Origin of the sequence: Vibrio sp. 10N.261.55.F4 (assembly GCF_041470465.1) — a bacterium.
GTDB classification, from domain to species: domain Bacteria; phylum Pseudomonadota; class Gammaproteobacteria; order Enterobacterales; family Vibrionaceae; genus Vibrio; species Vibrio crassostreae_C.
In genome coordinates this window covers 67139-87586 of the sequence record NZ_JBFRMM010000036.1, presented here as the reverse complement: position 1 = coordinate 87586, position 20448 = coordinate 67139, and the positions used below count along the sequence as shown (strand labels likewise).

Annotated in this window: 18 protein-coding genes; 9 read left to right on the top strand and 9 right to left on the bottom strand. The window is 45.4% G+C overall.

The features are described 5' to 3' along the window. Positions 1 to 197: 197 nt before the first annotated feature. Both AB4249_RS17115 and yihA read right to left on the bottom strand, forming a co-directional pair. Positions 198 to 803, bottom strand: coding sequence for a GTP-binding protein (locus AB4249_RS17115; protein WP_372104116.1), 606 nt, complete (start codon positions 801 to 803; stop codon positions 198 to 200). 218 nt (positions 804 to 1021) lie between these two features. Further along, complete coding sequence (yihA, locus tag AB4249_RS17110) at positions 1022 to 1681, bottom strand: ribosome biogenesis GTP-binding protein YihA/YsxC (protein ID WP_017060162.1); 660 nt, start codon at positions 1679 to 1681, stop codon at positions 1022 to 1024. A gap of 148 nt (positions 1682 to 1829) precedes the next feature. Between yihA and AB4249_RS17105 the strand changes: the two genes are divergently transcribed. From AB4249_RS17105 to hemN, 5 genes are all read left to right on the top strand, one after another. Continuing rightward, positions 1830 to 2447, top strand: a complete 618-nt coding sequence (locus AB4249_RS17105) for a cytochrome c (RefSeq protein ID WP_012602993.1) — start codon at positions 1830 to 1832, stop codon at positions 2445 to 2447. Positions 2448 to 3004: 557 nt separating this feature from the next. Next, positions 3005 to 3643 carry a class I SAM-dependent methyltransferase gene (locus AB4249_RS17100; RefSeq protein ID WP_010433503.1) on the top strand — a complete coding sequence of 213 codons (639 nt, stop codon included), beginning with the start codon at positions 3005 to 3007 and terminating at the stop codon, positions 3641 to 3643. Further along, on the top strand, positions 3643 to 4200 hold the full coding sequence (yihI, locus tag AB4249_RS17095) for a Der GTPase-activating protein YihI (protein WP_017060163.1): 558 nt from the start codon (positions 3643 to 3645) through the stop codon (positions 4198 to 4200). Before AB4249_RS17100 ends, yihI begins: the two co-directional genes overlap by 1 nt. Positions 4201 to 4206: 6 nt before the next feature. After that, on the top strand, positions 4207 to 4695 hold the full coding sequence (locus tag AB4249_RS17090) for a DUF2489 domain-containing protein (RefSeq protein WP_372104113.1): 489 nt from the start codon (positions 4207 to 4209) through the stop codon (positions 4693 to 4695). Positions 4696 to 5041: 346 nt separating this feature from the next. Continuing rightward, complete coding sequence (hemN, locus tag AB4249_RS17085) at positions 5042 to 6433, top strand: oxygen-independent coproporphyrinogen III oxidase (RefSeq protein ID WP_017065810.1); 1392 nt, start codon at positions 5042 to 5044, stop codon at positions 6431 to 6433. Between the two features lie 83 nt (positions 6434 to 6516). Here the strand turns inward: hemN and AB4249_RS17080 are convergent, their stop codons facing one another. From AB4249_RS17080 to glnA, 5 genes are all read right to left on the bottom strand, one after another. Beyond that, positions 6517 to 9099 carry an EAL domain-containing protein gene (locus AB4249_RS17080; RefSeq protein ID WP_372104110.1) on the bottom strand — a complete coding sequence of 861 codons (2583 nt, stop codon included), beginning with the start codon at positions 9097 to 9099 and terminating at the stop codon, positions 6517 to 6519. A 108-nt stretch (positions 9100 to 9207) separates the two neighbouring features. Beyond that, entirely contained in the window at positions 9208 to 10611 is a 1404-nt protein-coding gene (gene glnG, locus AB4249_RS17075; protein ID WP_372104107.1) for a nitrogen regulation protein NR(I), read from the bottom strand. Between the two features lie 121 nt (positions 10612 to 10732). Next, on the bottom strand, positions 10733 to 11809 hold the full coding sequence (gene glnL / locus AB4249_RS17070; protein ID WP_019826501.1) for a nitrogen regulation protein NR(II): 1077 nt from the start codon (positions 11807 to 11809) through the stop codon (positions 10733 to 10735). A 168-nt stretch (positions 11810 to 11977) separates the two neighbouring features. Then, positions 11978 to 12547 carry a DUF4124 domain-containing protein gene (locus AB4249_RS17065; protein WP_372104104.1) on the bottom strand — a complete coding sequence of 190 codons (570 nt, stop codon included), beginning with the start codon at positions 12545 to 12547 and terminating at the stop codon, positions 11978 to 11980. A gap of 214 nt (positions 12548 to 12761) precedes the next feature. Further along, a complete protein-coding gene (gene glnA, locus AB4249_RS17060) occupies positions 12762 to 14171 on the bottom strand; it encodes a glutamate--ammonia ligase (RefSeq protein WP_017059221.1) in 1410 nt (469 codons plus the stop codon). A 562-nt stretch (positions 14172 to 14733) separates the two neighbouring features. On the opposite strand from glnA, the gene typA reads away from it, so the two are divergent. Then, the gene (gene typA / locus AB4249_RS17055) at positions 14734 to 16569 is read left to right on the top strand and encodes a translational GTPase TypA (protein ID WP_017059220.1); all 1836 of its coding nucleotides are present in this window, start codon (positions 14734 to 14736) and stop codon (positions 16567 to 16569) included. 162 nt (positions 16570 to 16731) lie between these two features. Here the strand turns inward: typA and AB4249_RS17050 are convergent, their stop codons facing one another. Together AB4249_RS17050 and AB4249_RS17045 are read right to left on the bottom strand one after the other, a co-directional pair. Further along, on the bottom strand, positions 16732 to 17262 hold the full coding sequence (locus AB4249_RS17050) for an AAA family ATPase (RefSeq protein ID WP_017063061.1): 531 nt from the start codon (positions 17260 to 17262) through the stop codon (positions 16732 to 16734). A gap of 31 nt (positions 17263 to 17293) precedes the next feature. Beyond that, complete coding sequence (locus AB4249_RS17045; protein ID WP_372058868.1) at positions 17294 to 17935, bottom strand: DUF2959 domain-containing protein; 642 nt, start codon at positions 17933 to 17935, stop codon at positions 17294 to 17296. A gap of 204 nt (positions 17936 to 18139) precedes the next feature. Between AB4249_RS17045 and AB4249_RS17040 the strand changes: the two genes are divergently transcribed. From AB4249_RS17040 to AB4249_RS17030, 3 genes are read left to right on the top strand one after another with little or no spacing between them, the layout of a single operon-like run. Next, positions 18140 to 19081 (top strand): virulence factor BrkB family protein, encoded by a 942-nt coding sequence (locus AB4249_RS17040; RefSeq protein WP_229648024.1) that lies wholly within the window; start codon positions 18140 to 18142, stop codon positions 19079 to 19081. Continuing rightward, positions 19053 to 19487, top strand: coding sequence for a D-aminoacyl-tRNA deacylase (dtd, locus tag AB4249_RS17035; RefSeq protein ID WP_004735590.1), 435 nt, complete (start codon positions 19053 to 19055; stop codon positions 19485 to 19487). The genes AB4249_RS17040 and dtd overlap by 29 nt, the downstream gene beginning before the upstream one ends. 16 nt (positions 19488 to 19503) lie before the next feature. Then, positions 19504 to 20439: a bifunctional GNAT family N-acetyltransferase/hotdog fold thioesterase gene (locus tag AB4249_RS17030; protein ID WP_017065806.1), complete on the top strand. Its 936-nt coding sequence runs from the start codon at positions 19504 to 19506 to the stop codon at positions 20437 to 20439. Positions 20440 to 20448: the final 9 nt, after the last annotated feature.

Below are 20448 nucleotides of genomic sequence, written 5' to 3'. Positions count from 1 at the left end.
CCATTCCCCCGTAAAACCTCTCATTTTTAGTGCCTTTTATTACACTTTCTCAAGCACAGTGATAAGCCCCTGATTTGCCTTAGATCTGGAATTCGATCAGCTTTTGGTAATTTAAATCCGTCTCTAAGTCGATTGTTTTATCACTTGAAATAACTTTTATTTTACAAGTTATCGATAAAGGATTGATGGCTCACGCCTTATTTATCAGTGTATTGAGTCGGTGAATGCTCAATGTAATCCATGATTTTCTGTTGCTTCTCGGTGCTGTATTTCAGTGCTTCGGCGGTGATCTGGATGGATTGTGCCATCGAAGAGATATTGTTGGTCGCTTTTACCAAGGTTTGCTGCATGGGTTTCAGGATAAGCAGATAGATAGCGGTCAAAGCGATAATAATGACGGCGATAACGGCCGCTAACGCAATGATGATCTTGGTCTGAACATCATCCAACAGCATTTGACTGGTTTGTTTAAAGGCGAGTCGAGATTGGTCTAAGGCTTGTGGTAGTTGATTGAGTGATGTCTTGGTGGAGCTCGCAAGCTTATTGATGCTTTCAACGGTTTGATTGAGGGCTTGTTGCTGGTCGTCGCTTAGGTTGGGGTTGTTGACTATCGCCTGCAAAGATTGCGATATCACCTCAAGAGACTCACTCGCATCTTGGGCGTACTTTTCCATGCCATCGAGGTCTAAGGTCATATCGACATTGATCAGTGGGGCTTGTTCTTGTTCTTGTTCTGCTTCAGAGGCAAACCCTGTCAGTGAGACCAACATAAGTGCAATGATGGCCAATGGTGTTTTCCACATGAGTATTCCTTTCTCATTGTTCTGATTATTTAGATGTGTCTTTTAGTATGGTTCACTTCTATTGGTTTTAGTGGCTAAATCCGATTTTTAACACTAAAAACTTAGGCTTAACTCACTCATTTTTGGGCAAAAAAATACCCCACCTATATAAGGAGGGGCATTGATAAGGCTAAATCACGTGTTGTAAGTGCTCTAACCTATAGCGATAAGTAGAGGAACTACTCTGAGTCGTTGTGCTCTTCGTCTGCTAACTCATCAATGATTTGATCAGCAAGCGCAGGCGCAAACCACTCATCCATCTTGGCACGCAGTTGGTCAACGCCGATGCCCTTCATTGAAGAGAAGACATCAACCGCAACATCACCACCGAAAGATTTTGCATCGTTACGGATTTTCAGTAGCTGTGCTTTACGCGCACCACTTTTCAGTTTGTCTGCTTTTGTTAACAAAACCTGTACTGGGATGCGGCTATCGATAGCCCAGTAGATCATTTGTTGGTCAAGGTCTTTCATTGGGTGACGGATATCCATCAATACCACTAAACCTTTCAGGCTTTCACGTCGTTGTAGGTATTCACCTAGCGACTTCTGCCATTTTTTCTTCATCTCAAGTGGTACTTGAGCAAAGCCATATCCAGGTAAATCGACGATATGACAACCGTCCGTTACCTTAAATAGGTTGATTAGCTGAGTTCGACCGGGTGTTTTACTGGTTTTCGCCAAGCTTTTTTGGTTTGTAACGCGATTTAGCGCGCTAGATTTACCAGCATTGGAGCGTCCTGCAAACGCAATTTCGATCCCTTCGTCTTCTGGTAAATGACGAATATCAGGTGCACTGGTAATGAAATGCGTGTTTTGATAATGAATTTTTACGCTCACTGTTAACTCCATCTCGACTTTGTGTAGTCGATTGATTACTTTTTTGTGAATTTGTGTAAAATAACCGTGCTCGGCATAAGGTCGCCTATTGTACCATGAGTGGCAACATAGAGTGGTACTGGAAGCTTGATAATTATAATGGAATGTCATGAAGAAATTAGCGCTAATTTTGAGTCTTTTAGCCAGCTGCTCAGTATGGGCTCAAGGTAGTATTGAAGCTGGTAAAGCCAAATCACAAACATGTGTTGCCTGCCACGGTGCTGACGGCAACAGCCTGATCACTCAGTACCCTAAGCTGGCTGGTCAACATGAGAAGTATCTAGAGAAGCAGTTAAAAGAGCTTAAGCTAGGTATGACAAGTGGTGGTAAGCAAGGTCGTTACGAACCTGTAATGGGTGCAATGGCGATGCCTTTATCTGAAGAAGATATGGCTGACCTAGCGGCATACTACGCCTCTCTACCTATCTCTAGTAACTCTACTCCTGAAAATGTAGTAGATGAAGGTAAGGTTCTTTACACAGCGGGTAACGCAGAACGCGGCGTAACGGCGTGTATTGCTTGTCATGGCCCTCGTGGTAATGGTACCGAACTTTCTGGTTTCCCTAAGATTTCAGGTCAGCACGCAGATTACATCAAGGCTCAACTTGAAAAATTCCGCGATGGTGACCGTAATAACGACATGAATGCGATGATGCGTGATGTAGCTAAAAAGTTAACAGACGCTGATATTGATACCTTATCGAAGTACGTTGGTGGTTTACACTAATTTGTCGGTTTCTTGCTCTTAGCCAGAGTAAAGGAATGTACGTTCGAGCGAGATTGAAGAGACGCCCCGATCAGTAATGGTCGGGGCGTTTTCTTTTGTATTGGTTTTATTAATGCGTTTTGTGTTTATGTCTGATTTATCAATGTGTGATCGATTTGTGTACAAAAGTGTGAAGTCGCACTCTTGTAGTCTTTTTGTAACACGGTAAAGTAACCGCCATCAGCTAGGAGCTGACTTAGATATGGATGATCATCTAGTCTAACGGTATAGACAGAAATGGATCAGGCTAGGACAGCCCAGCAACAAGGTGTTAGAAAAGGATAGCCAAAACTCATCAGGACGATGAACAACAAACAAATTTGGCATGGAAAGCACCAATAACAAATGGAGATTTGTGTACCAAGTTGAGTATGCAAATTTTGGCCGATATAGGCAGATTTAGAGAGCGATAGGTTTTCCTATCGCTTTTTTTATTGATTTGATGAAAAAACACCCAATACCTCTCCACTATAAACTCAGTTTCTGGTATGTTTCGCATCCCTGTTTAAGGATGTGCTATGTATACTTGTCCCTTATGCCATCACCAAGGCGTGAATCACTATTTTGAAGACAAACGCAGAGCCTATCTGCAGTGTCAGCAATGTGAACTGGTATTTGTTAAACCTGAACAAAGGTTAGAAGCAAAAGAAGAAAAAGCACACTATGATCTCCATGAGAACGATCCTAGTGATGCAGGCTATCGCCGCTTTTTATCTCGCATCGCGGATCCACTAACAGACAAAATTTCATCTAACTCACACGGGTTGGATTTTGGTTGTGGCCCAGGCCCTACGCTATCTATTATGTTAGAAGAAGCCGGACACACCATGGAGTTGTACGATATCTATTACCACCCAGAACCCTCTGTGTTGGAAAAAACGTATGACTTTATGACTGCCACGGAGGTGATAGAGCATCTTTACCACCCAGACAAAGTGTGGCAGCAATGGTTGAATTTAGTTAAACCCAAGGGCTGGATTGGTCTTATGACTAAACTAGTAATAGACGTAGACGCGTTTGCTGGTTGGCACTACAAGAATGACCCGACACATGTCGTCTTCTTTAGTCGTCAAACATTCCAGTTTTTGGCAGAGCGGGATAAGCTCGAACTAGAATTTTTTGGAAATGATGTAATTTTACTGAGGAAAGTGCAGTAATGGGTCGTAGTAAGAAATCAAGAAAGCCGGGAGCACTTGGCGCTCCGGAGCCTATGGTTACTCGTAACCGTAGTGAATCTGATGTTGAAGGTCGTGAACGTAAGCGTGTTAAAAAGCGTAAAGGCCTTAAGTCTGGCAGCCGTCACTCAGATGGTAGCGAAGCAAAACAGCGTAAAGCTGCACAAGCTCGTGATCCACGTTTAGGCAGCAAGAAAAAAATTCCGCTGATCGTTGAACCAGCGAAAAAGCCGACTAAACAAGAGCGCAAGCTATCTAACGAACAAGAGTTAGAGATGCTTGAGAATGACGCTCAACTGAACACACTCCTAGATCGTATCGAAAATGGTGAAAACCTAGGTGCTGGTCTACAGAAGTTTGTTGATGAGAAACTTGATCGTATCGAACACCTAATGGGACGCTTAGGTCTACTAGAGCCAGAAGACGATGAAGAAGAGATCTTCGAAGAAGCACCGGTTGCCTCTAAGAAGAAAGCGAGCTCTGACGAAGACTTGCTATCTCAATTCGAAGATTTCGATTTAGACAGCTTTAAAGGTTAATAGCCAGTGAACGTAACCTTATTAGCAATTGCTGGTGGAATTATCATTCTCGGCTTGGGCTCTTACGCAGGTTACCTTCTACTTCAAGTGAAGAAGCAGACGGAGTTGCAAAAGCAGCATCAAGCACTAGCCATTGAAAAACGTAACGCGACGATTTACGACAACGTAAATACTTTGTGCTTAGCGGGTATTCAAGGCCAGTGTGACTTACCTGAGATCAGTATCCGAGTGTGTATCATTATGGATAACGTTCAGGGTGATGAGCGTGTCGATTTTGATTCTGAGTATCCTGCTCTTTCTGAGCTGTACCATATCGTAAAAGATATGGCTCGCGGAGACGGAAGGCAGGAACTGACGAAGAAAGAGCGCATGCAGCAGAATCTCACACGCCATAAGGCGGAGACTCGCTTGAATGATGCGGTCATTGAAGATTTGAAAAGGTTGCAGGAGAAGGTTAAGCCTCTCAATAACCAAGTCAACATTCAGATGATCTAGTCACTAAGACTTTTAAATATAGAGGCTTGTTTAACATTCCGTTTTTAGACGCGCTGCTTTTAATACCTATGCATTTAAGACTTTTCATCTTAAATGCATCTTGTTTTTAAGTCGCCTTATCTTTTAATAGACAATGTTAAATGAGCCTTCTTACCTTTTGCGTCTCGTTAATCCCGACGCTTTGTTAGTGATCAAGCTAGCAGTTCTGAGTTTTTGTCTAAAAAATTGATTTTGTCTTGGAACGACCTTACAGGTCGTGTGGCAAAATAACCCGTCTATATTTTAATGTATGTAAAATGATTTGAGAGACCTTAGGTTCTCGCGGATCTAAATTGGAAATACCGCTATGTCGAGCAAGCCAGTAACAACGAATCAGCAAATCGTTTGGGATCAAGAGATCTTAAACAAGTACAACTATTCGGGACCTCGTTACACCTCATACCCAACTGCGTTGGAGTTTCATGAAGCGTTTACCGTCGCTGATTACGACATGGCGTGTACTCAATATCCTGAGCGTCCACTCTCTCTTTACGTGCATATCCCGTTCTGCCACAAGCTTTGTTACTACTGTGGTTGTAATAAAGTCATTACTCGTCACTCGCATAAAGCGGATGAGTACCTTGATGTGATTGAACATGAAATCCGCCAACGCGCCTCTTTATTGAATGGCCGTGAAGTGACGCAATTGCACTTCGGTGGTGGTACGCCAACGTTCTTGACCAAAACACAAATCACTCGTTTGATGAGTATTTTGCGTGAAGAGTTTAACTTCACCGCTGACGCTGAAATCAGTATTGAAGTTGACCCGCGTGAGATTGAGCTAGACGTACTTGACCACCTGCGTAACGAAGGCTTCAACCGCCTGAGCATTGGCGTGCAAGACTTCAATAAAGAAGTGCAGAAACTGGTTAACCGTGAGCAAGATGAAGAGTTCATCATTGCGATGGTTAAACGAGCGAAAGAGCTAGGCTTCCGTTCAACTAATCTGGATTTGATCTACGGCCTACCAAAGCAGACTCAAGCTTTGTTCGCTGAAACATTGAAGCAAGTGTTAGAAATGAAGCCGGGCCGTTTATCGGTATTTAACTACGCACACATGCCTCAGCTGTTTGCGGCGCAGCGTAAGATTAAAGACGAAGATCTACCTGAAGCGAAAGAGAAAATGGCTATCTTGCAAGATACCATCGAGACGCTAACGGGAGCGGGTTACCAGTTCATTGGTATGGATCACTTCGCACTACCTGAAGATGAGCTAGCCGTAGCACAGCGTGAAGGTATTCTGCATCGTAACTTCCAAGGCTACACCACCCAAGGTGAAGCTGACTTAATTGGTTTCGGTGTTTCTGCGATTTCTATGGTTGGTGATGCTTACGCACAAAATCAGAAAGAGCTGAAGAAGTACTACGCTCAGGTGAATGACCTGCGTCATGCACTTTGGAAAGGTGTTGCTCTAGACAGTGACGACCTTCTACGTCGTGAAGTGATCAAGCAGCTGATTTGTAACTTCAAGCTTGATAAAACAATGATCGAATCTGAGTTCTCGGTTAACTTTAATCGCTACTTCAAAGAAGATTTAGAGCTTCTACAAACTTTTATCAACGATGAGTTGGTTGAAGTGGATGACAAAGAAATCCGCGTGACTTTGCGTGGCCGTTTGCTGATCCGTAACATCTGTATGTGTTTTGATAAATACCTACGTGCCAAGGCTCGCCAACAGCAATTCTCTCGCGTTATCTAATCGCTCGATAGAGAATAGAACAATAAAAAATGCCAGCATCATGCTGGCATTTTTGTATCTGACTCATTCGATTTCTGCCTGGTTTAGGTGAGACTCTCAGTGGTATTTTGTTTGACCTTGGCACTTTGCTTGGAGTTGATGAGGTCGGTAGGCCATTGGTCAAACGGAACTGGGCGACTGTATAAGAAGCCTTGAGCAAGCGGGCACTGCAGCTGCTTGAGAAGTTCAGCCTGTTGCTGTGTTTCAACGCCCTCTGCCACCAAGCTTACTTTGAAGCCCTTAGTGATGTTAACGATGGCCGCGACGATGGAGCTATCTAGGTTCTCTTTATCAAGTTTGCTGACAAAGCTGCGGTCGATCTTAAGGCAGTCGAATGGCAGTTTGTGTAAGTAAGCCAGTGACGAATAGCCGGTACCAAAGTCATCAATCGCAATTGATATCCCTAGTGCTTTTAGAGTCAGCATGTTATCGATGATGGTCGGGTCGTTGTCGACGATGCGTGATTCGGTGATCTCTAGTGTCAGGTTGCTTGCTGGCAGATTTGTGTCTCGCAACGTGCCTTTTACTTGTTCCACAAAGCCACTTTCACTCAGTTGATCGACCGACAGGTTGACGTGAATCGAGAAGTCCTTGCTCCATTTTCCTGACTCAATCGCGATGGCTGTATCTCGACACGACTTATGCAGAATTTGTTTTCCGATATCGTCAATGAGCCCGCTCTCTTCCGCGAGAGGAATGAACTCGAGTGGCGAGATCACCCCTTCATCCGTTATCCAGCGAGCTAAAGCTTCTGCTCCTATGGTCGAGCCAGATTCCAGATCAATAATAGGCTGATAAAACGGTTCGAACTGTTGAAGCTCAATCGCTCGGTTCATCCGCGCTAACATCTTGGTGCGATGTCTCGATGCTTTGCCCATTTCAAGGCTATAAATACAGACACTGGTTTTGTCTTGTTTCGCATTGCTCAATGCAATGCTGCTGCTGCGTAGCAGGAGTGTAATGTCGTGAAGATTCGAGACATTCACTATCCCCATCGATACCTTAATCACCACGCTTTCCGATTCCATTGAAAATGGGGAAGCGAAGGTTTGAAGTAAGCGGTTAGTCAGCAGCTGAACATCATCGCTTTGCGTTACGTTTGGCGCGTAGATGGCAAACTCATCACCACCAGTGCGAGCTAGTAGGTATTCGGATGGCAGTGTGCCTCTTAAACGAGCGGCCGCAATGATAAGTAGCTGGTCGCCATTGTAATGACCTAGGCTGTCATTGATGTCTCGGAAGCGATCAATACCAATCAAATACAGTGTGCCTTTTTCGTTGTCGGGGTGTTTCTTGGCAGCGTCAATAAAGCCTTCACGGCTGTATAGCTTGGTTAATGAGTCATAGGTAAGTTGAGACTGTAATGCATGAAACGAAGCCTTTAAGTTGTTGGTCATTTCATTGAATGACTCGACCAACATGCTGGTTTCATATATATGCCCTGTTTTTGGCATGCTCGCGTCCCAATCGCCCTTAGCAAGGCGTTTTGCCGCATCCGCTGTCGAGGTGATGGGTTGGGTTGCGCGATTAAAGGCAATTAATCCTGCAATGACCCCAATGCAGCTCAGTGCTAGCCCAAGCAACCAACTGTTTCTTTGATTTTCTGGCAATTCACCGAGCAGATTGCTTTCAGGGATCGACACCCCAATAAACCACGTGAGCCCGTGCTCATCTTCGTATGGGGTGATTTGGTTGAAGTAGCGTTCGTTGTCTAGGCTAAAACTAAAGCGCTGCTCGCCCAAATTCTCGATTAGGTGGAATTGCTCTACGTAGCTAGCACTCTCACGTATGACTGGATTAGCACTCTCTGTTGCTAGTTTGCGTTGCCCTTTGTTGGTTTGTCCTGTGCCCCATGAAACGACACTGCCTCCGCCTGAGTGCGCGACCAAGCGTTGCTGCTTATCGATGATGTAAACAGAGGCATCCGTTCTATCTTTGAGCTTTCTGAGAAACGCATTGAAGGTATTGATTTTGATGTCGCTGACTACGACGGCTTTGAATTCATTATCATCATAGATAGGCGCTAGAGCAGATAAGGTGATTTCTTGACGTTCGTCAGCATTGGCATAAATTGGTGACCATAACGGTTTTTTCTGTGTCGCAATGGGTGTGTACCAAGGACGGATTCTAGGATCGTAACCTGAAATCACCGATCGAATGTCTTCGCTGATCTTGCTGCCACGGTAAATGACCAGCTGATCGCTAGTACGCTCGTCTTGTACCATCAAGGTATAGCCGTTGTTAGCTTCTTTACGAAAACCGACATAGTTACCATCTTCAGAACCAAAGCCGATCACATCGAGTTGAGGTATAGCAGTGAAATGGTCTGAAAACGTATAAAGAATGTAGTCTTGGACCTTGCTAAGGTTTCCCGCTTGGTAAAGGTGGTGGTAGCCGATGTTATGGCTGAGCGAGAGGTTCGCGTGAAATGGCTTTTCTAAAAAGTTGGACAGGCTTTGATGAACATGGTCAGTAAGTGATGTTAGTTGGCGTGCACTAACATCACTCACCATCTCTTTGTAGCTTTGCTTTTGAGTGAAAACCATTACGCTCATAGTGAACAGAAAAATCATCACGAATGGCAGAACCACAGCAGTTCTCAAGGTAATTTGTGTTTTCAAAGACATCTTTAGCTACAACTTTAGTGGATGGCATACTTTAATTGTACCGACACTATTCAAACCAAGCGACCTTTTTTGGTTAAAAAAGTAGCTGCATCGAGAGTCATATAAGGTCTAGTACAGTTCTTTTAGTTTACGAGTTAGGGTGTTTCTTCCCCAACCTAAAACCTTGGCTGCATCCTGTTTATGACCATTGGTATGGTTGAGTGCAGCCTCTAGCAGTATACGTTCAAACTCTGGCAGCGCATAAGTTAGTAGCTCTTTTTCTCCTGAATCAAGCGCACATTTTGCCCAATTAGCCAGCAGTTGTTGCCAGTTGTCTCCTGTCCCTGAGGTCGTCACCACTTTTTCTTCCAACAGTTCTGGAGGCAAGTCTGAAGGGAGTATTTCACTGCCGCTCGCCATGACTGTGAGCCAACGACAGATGTTCTCAAGCTGACGTACGTTACCCGGCCAATTTAGCTGATTGAGCTTCATGATGGTCTCTGAGTGCAGTGTCTTCACTTCTACACCAAGCTCTTCAGCGGCGGATGCTAGGAAGTGGTGAGTCAGCTTTTCAATGTCCTGTTTACGTTCGCGAAGTGCCGGGATATGGATTCGGATAACGTTGAGTCGGTGGAAAAGGTCTTCACGGAAGTCGCCTTCATGCACTAAGCGCTCAAGATCTTGGTGGGTTGCGGCAACGATACGAACGTCAACCTTAACCGCAGAGTGTCCACCCACACGATAAAATTGGCCATCAGAAAGTACACGCAACAAGCGAGTTTGGATATCGAGTGGCATGTCACCGATCTCATCCAGAAATAGGGTGCCGCCGTTGGCTTGTTCAAAGCGTCCTTGGCGAACGCTGTTAGCACCGGTAAAGGCACCTTTTTCGTGGCCAAACAGTTCAGACTCGATCAGATCTTTGGGGATTGCTGCCATGTTCAAGGCAATGAAGGGCTTCTTAGCTCTTGGGCTGTGACGATGCAGAGCGTGAGCGACCAATTCTTTACCGGTACCCGATTCACCATTGATCAGCACGGATATGGATGAGCGAGACAAACGGCCAATCGCTCGGAAAACCTCCTGCATTGCCGGTGCTTCACCGATGATTTCTGGCGCGTTGGTGTCTTCAGCGACCTCACTGGCTTGTTCGCGTTTCTGCTCTTGGCTGTGCGCGATCGCTCGTTCGACTAGAGTCAGTGTTTCATCAATATCGAACGGCTTTGGAAGATATTCAAAGGCGCCTTTTTGATAAGCATTCACCGCCGCATCAAGGTCTGAGTGCGCGGTCATAATGATCACGGGCAGGTCGGGAGAGCGTTGATGAACCTGATGCAACAGCTCAATCCCGTCAATGCCGGGCATGCGAATGTCAGACACCAATACGTCCGGTGTCTCGCGCTCAAGCGCAAGCAACACGCTCTCAGCATCAGCAAATGTTTCACACTTAATATCCGCAGATGAAAGTGTTTTCTCTACTACCCAGCGGATAGAGCTGTCGTCATCGACGACCCAAACGTATCCCTTACTCATAATTCAATTCCTTTGCAGCCAAATCTATTGTGATAATCATTGTTGTTTTTATGATGTCTTAATCTTTGTGTTACCGAGCTAAGCCTTTCATCTCGCTGTCCAATAGCGAGGTTCTTATGACCTAAATCGGTAGATAAATCGTGAATGTGGTGTTGCCTGGCCAGCTTTCAACATCAATTTTCCCATTGTGTTGATCGATCAGGTTTTGAGAAATCGATAGCCCCAGCCCTGTTCCACCTTCTCGTCCGCTGACCATTGGGTAAAACAGCGTGTCTTTTAAATCATCGGGGATGCCCGGACCGTTATCGCTGATCTCAATACGAGCTGCGAGTTTGTGTCGCTGCCCGTGAATATTTGCTTGATGCACCGTTCTGGTGCGAATGGTGATTTTGCCAGAATCTTGAGTCTTTAGAATCTGCGCTGCATTGCTCACGATATTGAGCATCGCTTGTTCAACCTGTGCCGAATCCATCAAGATGTCCGGTAGGCTCGGGTCGTAATCCCTTTCGATGGCGAGCGTTGAACCCGATTCGAGCTCTACGAGCTGCCTGACTTTCTCAAGTATCTGGTGAAGGTTCTCTTCTGATTTAGTCCCCGGCTTCTGTGGGCCAAGCAGACGGTCGACTAATGCTCTTAAGCGGTCGGCTTGCTCAATAATGATCTGCGTATATTCATTAAGAGACTGATCAGGAAGCATTTTCCCAAGTAACTGCGCCGCACCTCTTAAGCCACCGAGTGGATTTTTGATCTCATGTGCTAACCCGCGTACCAGCAACTTAGCCGCTTGTTGTTGTGCATGTTGGTTGAGCTCTTGGCTAAGGCGTCTTTGCTGGTCTATCTTGCGCATCTCAACCAATAACAGCGTCTCTCGCTGCCAAGATATTGGGCTAACCGTGACTTCAAGCATCAGTGGGCGGTTATCAACAACGAAGGTAACGTCACTGTCGGTAATGCTCTGGCCACTTTGTAGCGGTTGCGTCAGAAGCGCCAAATCAAGTGAAGCGTGTTGGATAAGTTGGCTCAGTGGATGATCAACGATGCGTCGTGCGCTCTGTGAAAAGAGCTGCTCAGCCGCCGGATTTGCGTATCGGACATACAATTGCTCATCGAGCATTAATGTCGAAGTCACCATATTGTCGAGAATGGCGCTGGAAAGATGGTGTGTATCTATGCTGTCGCTTTTGGCTGATCGATTCACTATTTCGTCCTTGAACTGGTGTTTTTCTCACTGCACCAAATTGGTGCGTGGCTAAGTTCAAGTATGGCGCATATCAACCAGAAGCTAAAGATAATTCATTAGAGTCGCTGAAAGCTGCTTCGATTAGGTGAAAAGTAGAGGTTATTTGGCCTCTTTTAACACATTGGCCTACTTGAGCGTCGCTCGATGTAAATACACGGTGACTGGACTAGTAGATGCAATAAGCTTGCCGCTTCTATGTGCTTGAATTGCAATGGTGTGAGTACCTCGATCGATACCTTTTAATTCCCAAATAGGCTGGGTCTGTGGGGCGCCATATCGACGGCCATCAAGCATCAATTGTAATTGCTCCCCAATACCAAGTTTTCGGTTGAGCTCTATCTGAATCGGGATTAAGCCGCGATTACTACGAATGGTTTGATCATGAACTGGAGTCAACATGGTGAGGGCTAATTGAGTAGGAACCTCGCGCTTTGTGGTTTCGGTTTCTGCCTGAGTTTTGGCTGGCGTTGCCGTTTTAGTTGTAGAGGAAGCAGCAGCGTCAACCGGAGTTGAGGCCTCAAATTTAGGGGCGGGTGCTGAAGCTTGCACATCTGGCAGGCGAAGAGCCTCGGCATCTTGAGCGCTAGGGTTATCACTAAAGTGGAGCACGCCATCTTCATCTATCCAGGTATACACCGTTTGAGCAGAGCACGAGAGCGCGACTGTTAACCCGATTAGGAACAGTATTTTTTTCATATCTTTAGCCTCTTTTCACCGCTAGGTGATTTCACGTTTGGCGTTGGTTTTATTGTATTTAGCGCGACAGCCTCTGAGGGCTTTTGTCTAAGGTATGGTACGAGGAAGCGGGGGGAGGGAGAATATAAAAAAGGCCCGCCTGCGAGGCGAGCCTAATATTTAGTCAGCGATTCTTACAAGGTTGCAGTAAGAAATGGCTTATCTCTACAGGAGATTAAACTGAGTAGTACAGTTCAAACTCAAGTGGGTGTGTAGCCATGTTCACGCGTTGTACGTCGTCAGATTTCAGAGTGATGTAAGAATCGATGAAATCGTCAGAGAATACGCCGCCAGCTGTTAGGAACTCACGGTCTTCGCTAAGCGCTGCTAGAGCTTCTTGTAGAGATTCTGCAACTGTTGGGATTTCAGCTGCTTCTTCTGCAGGAAGGTCGTATAGATCTTTATCCATAGCTTCGCCTGGGTGAATCTTGTTCTTGATGCCGTCAAGGCCAGCCATAAGCATTGCTGAGTAGCATAGGTATGGGTTAGCTGCTGGGTCACCAAAACGTAGCTCGATACGACGTGCTTTAGGGCTTGGTACTACTGGGATACGGATAGAAGCAGAACGGTTACGTGCTGAGTAAGCAAGCATTACAGGTGCTTCGAAACCAGGTACAAGACGCTTGTACGAGTTAGTTGATGGGTTAGCAAACGCGTTGATTGCACGAGCGTGCTTGATTACACCACCGATGTAGTAAAGAGCCATTTCAGATAGGCCGCCGTACTTATCACCAGCAAACAGGTTAACGCCGTCTTTTGCTAGAGATTGGTGAACGTGCATACCAGAACCGTTGTCACCAACTAGTGGCTTAGGCATGAATGTCGCTGTTTTACCAAATGCGTGAGCAACGTTGTGTACAACGTACTTGTAGATTTGAGTTTCATCAGCTTTCGCTGTTAGCGTGTTGAAGCGAGTAGCGATTTCGTTTTGACCCGCAGTTGCTACTTCATGGTGGTGAGCTTCAACAACTAGGCCCATCTCTTCCATTACTAGACACATTGCTGAACGGATGTCTTGAGATGAATCTACTGGAGCTACTGGGAAGTAACCGCCTTTAACGCCAGGACGGTGACCTTTGTTACCGCCTTCGAAGTCAGAACCTGTGTTCCAAGCTGCTTCTACGTCATCGATCTTGAAGAAAGAACCAGACATGTCGTTTGAGAACTTAACGTCGTCAAATAGGAAGAATTCTGGCTCTGGACCAACTAGAACTGTGTCTGCGATACCTGTAGAACGTAGGTACTCTTCAGAACGTTTAGCGATAGAGCGTGGGTCACGGTCGTAGCCTTGCATTGTTGCAGGCTCAAGGATGTCACAACGGATGTTTAGTGTTGCGTCTTCTGTGAATGGGTCCAGTACAGCAGATGCTGCGTCTGGCATCATTACCATGTCAGATTCGTTAATGCCTTTCCAACCAGCTACTGAAGAGCCGTCAAACATTTTGCCTTCTTCGAAGAAGTCTGCATCAACTTGGTGAGAAGGAATAGAGATATGCTGCTCTTTACCTTTTGTATCAGTAAAACGTAAGTCGATAAATTTAACTTCGTTCTCTTGGATCAGGGATAGTACATTTTCTACTGACATCTTGGATAACCTCCAGTGTTATTAATTCGGTATTAGCTCGATTCGGTTGAAACTAGCATTGATTAATGTCTATAAGTGCATTAATCGATGCTGATTTATCTATAGCCAAAAACGTGCCAAAAAAATTATTCCATTAATTTCAATGATTTACTTGTTTTTCGGTTTTGCTTAATTTGGTTTTTGCACCAAAATGATCTCCGGGCGCACCTTATTGGTGCAATTGTTTGTCTGTGCACCAATATGAGACATAAGCGAGCACCATTCAGCAATGAATTGCCTAAGTTGTCAATCCACTTTTGTTATTTTGCGGGAGATTTGGTTCGCCACTCGCAGGTGATACTTTTTTAGAGTCCTACGAATTGGGCTGTTCAACACTGTACTGAATCAAAGTTAAGCGGATATGAATCGCTAATAAAGAAAAAAGCCCCGGTTCAGATCACATATTTCTGGGTTTTTGTCTAGAATCTGGTATATTATTGACCGTTTTTTAAATCAAGCTAGCGGTTATTATCCAAACTTTTGAGATAAGTGACGGCTACTTTTATGAGTGAATCGAGAATCCATGTCTACTCCACAGATTGATAAGTTAAGAAATATCGCGATCATCGCGCACGTTGACCACGGTAAAACGACTTTGGTTGATAAACTGCTACAACAGTCAGGCACTCTTGAGTCTCGTGGTGAAGCTGAAGAGCGTGTCATGGATTCGAATGACATCGAAAAAGAGCGTGGCATTACCATTCTTGCTAAGAACACAGCAATCAACTGGAATGATTACCGCATCAACATCGTAGATACTCCGGGACACGCGGACTTCGGTGGTGAAGTTGAGCGTATCATGTCTATGGTTGACTCTGTTCTGCTTATCGTTGACGCAGTTGATGGCCCAATGCCTCAAACTCGTTTCGTAACGCAAAAAGCATTCGCACACGGTCTTAAGCCAATCGTTGTAATCAACAAGATTGACCGCCCAGGCGCTCGTCCTGATTGGGTTATGGATCAAGTATTCGACCTTTTCGACAACCTAGGTGCTACTGATGAGCAACTAGACTTCACAGTTGTTTACGCTTCAGCTCTGAACGGTTGGGCAACAATGACTGAAGGCGAAACTGGCGAGAACATGGAACCATTGTTCCAAGCTGTTGTTGATACAGTAGACGCGCCTGCAGTTGACCTTGACGGTCCACTACAAATGCAAATTTCGCAACTTGATTACAGCTCTTACGTAGGTGTTATCGGTGTTGCTCGTGTTACTCGTGGTTCTGTTAAACCAAACCAACAAGTAACTATCGTAAATGCAGAAGGCAAAAAACGTAACGGTAAAGTAGGTACAGTTCTTGGTTACCTAGGTCTTGACCGTCACGAAGTTGAGCAAGCTAACGCTGGCGACATCATTGCAATCACTGGTCTTGGTGAGCTGAAAATTTCAGACACTATCTGTGACGTAAACAATGTTGAAGCAATGACTCCGCTTTCTGTTGATGAACCAACAGTAACAATGACGTTCCAAGTAAACACTTCTCCGTTCGCGGGTAAAGAAGGTAAGTTCGTTACTTCACGTAACATCCTTGAGCGTCTAGAGAAAGAACTAGTACACAACGTTGCACTACGTGTTGAAGAAACTGATAACCCAGATCGTTTCCGTGTTTCAGGTCGTGGTGAACTTCACCTATCTATCCTGATCGAAAACATGCGTCGTGAAGGTTTCGAGCTAGCTGTATCTCGTCCAGAAGTTATCATCAAGAAAGATGAAGATGGCAACCTAACTGAACCGTTTGAAACTGTGACTATCGACGTGCTTGAAGAGCACCAAGGTGGCATCATGGAAAACATCGGTCTACGTAAAGGTGAGCTAACTGATATGTCTCCAGATGGCAAAGGCCGTGTTCGCATGGACTTCATGATGCCTTCTCGTGGTCTTATCGGTTTCCAAACTGAGTTCCTAACTCTAACGTCTGGTTCTGGTCTTCTTTACCACTCATTTGATCACTACGGTCCTCACAAAGGCGGCGTAATCGGTCAACGTAACAACGGTGTTCTAATCTCGAACGCAACTGGTAAAGCTCTGACTTACGCACTATTCAACCTACAAGAACGTGGTCGTCTATTTGCTGAGCACGCGGATGAAGTATACGAAGGTCAAATCATCGGTATTCACAACCGTTCAAACGACCTAACAGTAAACTGTCTGAAAGGTAAGCAGCTAACGAACGTTCGTGCATCTGGTACTGATGAAGCACAGGTTCTTTCGCCACCTATCCGTCACACTCTAGAGCAAGCTCTTGAGTTCATCGACGAAGACGAACTAGTAGAAGTAACGCCAGTAAGCATTCGTATCCGTAAGAAGCTTCTTACTGAAAACGAACGTAAGCGTGCAGCACGTCCAGCTAAGGCTTAATTGCCAGCTGACTAGCTTCTAGCTAACAAGCAATACGTTTTAGAATAAGTAAGAAAGCCCCGAGTAGCCTAGCTGCTCGGGGCTTTTGTTTTTTAGTTTGTTTAGATACGGTTAAACGAGATTTCGTCATCCTCAAGAGGGAGGAACGACCGAGTTGGGGATCTAGCTTTTGATACCTAAGTAACGCTCAACGAATTGAAGCCGTTCTTCGACTGGCATAAACGGCACTTCAACCACCTCATAGCCAAGTTCTTGGTAGACTCTTTCTAAAGCGTGGTGAATCTCTAGCGCTTCCTCAAACGGATAAGGTCTCACATCATCTTGTACATAAATTGAAGCCTCAGGGCGACAGAACAAGGCTTGTGAGTGGTAGCCTTTGCTTGCTTCTCGGTAGGCCGCATCTATCTCTAGGTTAGCCTGAGCCAAATAGCCACAAATGTCTGGAATAGCGCGATCGAGAAAGGCAATCGGATGTTGATTGGCTTGGTCTTTTTGCTCGCTCATCACACCTAAACAAAGCTCAGCAAAGCCGGGAAGGTCTACCCAAGGCAAGATACCGTTTTCAAGCTGACTTTGCTGTTCTATTAACTGGCGAGAGGACTCTGCGAAGGTGGGGTAACTCGCACCAGCCAACGCATTTATCAGTGTGGTTTTTCCGGCACCAGGGCCGCCAGTTATAATGATTGGGTTCATACGGGCTTATCTTTATTTGTGCCTACGGGCGTTATTTCTGGTTTAGTTGAGCAAGGAACTTATCCGATTCGGCGATCGCAGCATTCATCTGTTCTATTGCGTAGGCGATGTCTTTTTCTAAGCTCATAAACTCACCTTGCAGCGAGTCGACAGCGCTCGCATTGAGGTTGTGCTTCAAGTAAAGCGTGTTGTCGCGAAGGGTATTGAGCACTGGGTCCATTTTCTTCTCGGCGCGCTTCATTGCTGACAGCATCGTTTGGTAAGACAATTTAGTTTCACGAAGCTTTTGCTCGCTCGAGCGGCGCAGTGAATCACTGGTGTAGAGATCTAACTCACTCTGCCACTCTTCAAACAGCGCATCCGACACATCTTCAATCGCAGCAATGCGGTCACTGACATTTTGCGCGGCTTTCTCGCTGTCTTGGTATTTATCGTTGATTTGGTTGTACATGTCTTCAAGGTCGCCGCCACTGAAATTAGTCAGGCTACTCAAGGCTTCAAGTGCGCTGGTAAACTCTTCCTGAGCATCCTGCTGTGACTCTTTAGCGTCTTCCACTCTATCAACCATAATGTCACGCTTGTGATAGCCCACTTGCTCCATTGCGGAGTAATAAGCTGATTGGCATCCAGTAAGAGTAAAAATAGAGAGGACTATAACTATTAAATAAGGCATCCTAGTTTCCTATAGTTAAATAATATCAATCGTAGTAAATAACTGCCCAACCTAGCTTGTTAAAATGCTCGATAACGGCGTTAGAATTTTTGATTGTAGAATAACTACTTATCAAAAAATCTGCCTTGTTCTCAAGCCTTTTTCCTGCGCTATTTTTGAACATTTACTTACTGTGATTAATATGTCGGAATATTAATTAGGACTATGAACGAGTTACAAGGGAGTTACAAGTTGAAGATAAAAAAGGTCGCCACACTCAGTATTCAGTTTTCTCGCTATCTTTTGGCGCGAATGACGCACGATAGAGTCAACGTGAATGCGGGCTACTTGGCGTACATTACTTTGCTCTCGATCGTACCGATGTTGACGGTTCTGCTCTCTATCTTGTCATCATTTTCCATCTTTGCTGATGTTGGTATCGTGATTCAAAACTTCGTTATTATCAACTTTGTTCCAGCGTCAGGAGATGCGGTGCACGGTGCCTTGCTCGAGTTTGTTGCCAACACGGGTAAGATGACGGCGGTCGGTAGTGTGTTCTTGTTCATTGCGGCACTGATGTTGATCTCGAATATCGATAAGAACCTAAACTACATCTGGCGTGTTAATGAGAAGCGACGTGCGGTATTGTCGTTCTCAATGTACTGGATGGTGCTAACACTTGGGCCGATCTTGGTTGGGGCGAGTATTGCTGCCACTTCGTATGTGACATCGCTCAGTCTGCTACAAAATGAAGTCGTATCTGGCGCCTTTAATACCGTAATTCGCAAACTGCCTTTGATTCTCTCTTTCTTTGCGTTTTTCGGTCTGTACCTGTTGGTTCCCAACAAAAAGATACACTTTTCTCATGCGGCTGCAGGTTCTCTAGTGGCGGCTCTGTTGTTCGAACTCAGTAAGAAAGGCTTCGCGGCCTACATTACTCAATTCCCTTCTTACCAGTTGATTTATGGCGCATTGGCGGCGATTCCCATTCTTTTTGTCTGGGTTTATTTGTGCTGGTTGATTGTGCTGGTGGGTGCTGAGGTGACCGCTGCATTGGGTGAGCAGGAACAGTGGAGTGACTCGAAAGAAATGGTACACTCTTCGGATAACGACAAAATCACAGAGCAAGGAAACAACAGTGATAGCACTGATCCAGAGAGTAAGTGAAGCTGCCGTCCGTGTTGATGGCGAAGTAGTTGGTGAGATTGAACAAGGCTTATTAGTTTTGTTAGGCGTAGAAAAAGGTGACGACGAAGCCAAAGCCAAACGTTTGATGGAACGAGTGACCACTTATCGTGTCTTTGGAGACGAAGACGATAAAATGAACCTCAACGTGAAGCAAGTAGAAGGTAAGGTATTAGTGGTGTCTCAATTCACTCTGCCGGCCGATACCAAGAAAGGGACTCGAGCAGGGTTCTCTCGTGGTGCTCACCCAGAAGATGCTGAGCGTCTTTATAACTATTTCTCTGACCAGTGTGAATCAGTGTTACCAACGGAACGTGGCCGATTCGCAGCCGACATGAAAGTGTCTTTGGTTAATGATGGCCCAGTGACATTCTGGCTGCAGGTTTAGGCTTAAAGGAATAAGCATGTTTAAACTCATAACACCAACCACCGAAAATCAGCTAAACAAGTATTACCATTTTCGTTGGCAGATGCTCCGTGAACCTTGGCGAATGCCGGTAGGTTCTGAGCGCGATGAATATGACCCAATGAGTCACCATCGCATGATTGTTGATGGTCGTGGTCGCCCGATGGCGATTGGTCGTCTGTATATCACCCCAGATCTGGAAGGTCAGATCCGCTATATGGCGGTGAAGAAATCTCGCCAAAGTAAAGGCATGGGTTCGTTGATTCTAGTCGCACTTGAGTCATTGGCTCGCCAAGAGGGTGCTAAGCGCTTGGTGTGTAATGCACGTGAAGATGCGATCTCATTCTATGAGAAGAATGAATTTGAACGTCGCGGTGAGATTAACGATCAACGTGGCCCTGTGCGTCACCAACAGATGGTTAAGCATCTTGACCCAATGGCAGACGTTCTGCGTAAGCCTGAGTGGTGTAATGAGCTTCAGCAGCGCTGGGAACATCAGATCCCGATCAGTGACAAGATGGGCATCAAGATCAACCAATACACGGGTTACCAATTTGAGTGTAGTGCTCAGCTGAATCCCAATTTGAACCCGCATAATACCATGTTTGCAGGCTCTGCCTTTACCTTAGCGACCTTAACTGGTTGGGGGATGACTTGGTTATTGATGAAAGAACGCGGGCTGACCGGTGATATCGTGCTGGCAGACAGTAATATTCGTTATCGTCACCCGGTTGAGCAAAACCCTGTTGCCTCTACTTCATTGGATGGGATCAGTGGTGACTTGGACCGCCTTGCGTCAGGAAGAAAGGCACGTATCATCATTCACGTGACCATTCATAGCGGCGATGTGGAAGCGGTAGAGTTTACGGGAACCTATATGCTGATCCCTGACTACAAAAAGCGATTATCAACAGACTCCAACGTAAACGTATAGCTGACACTG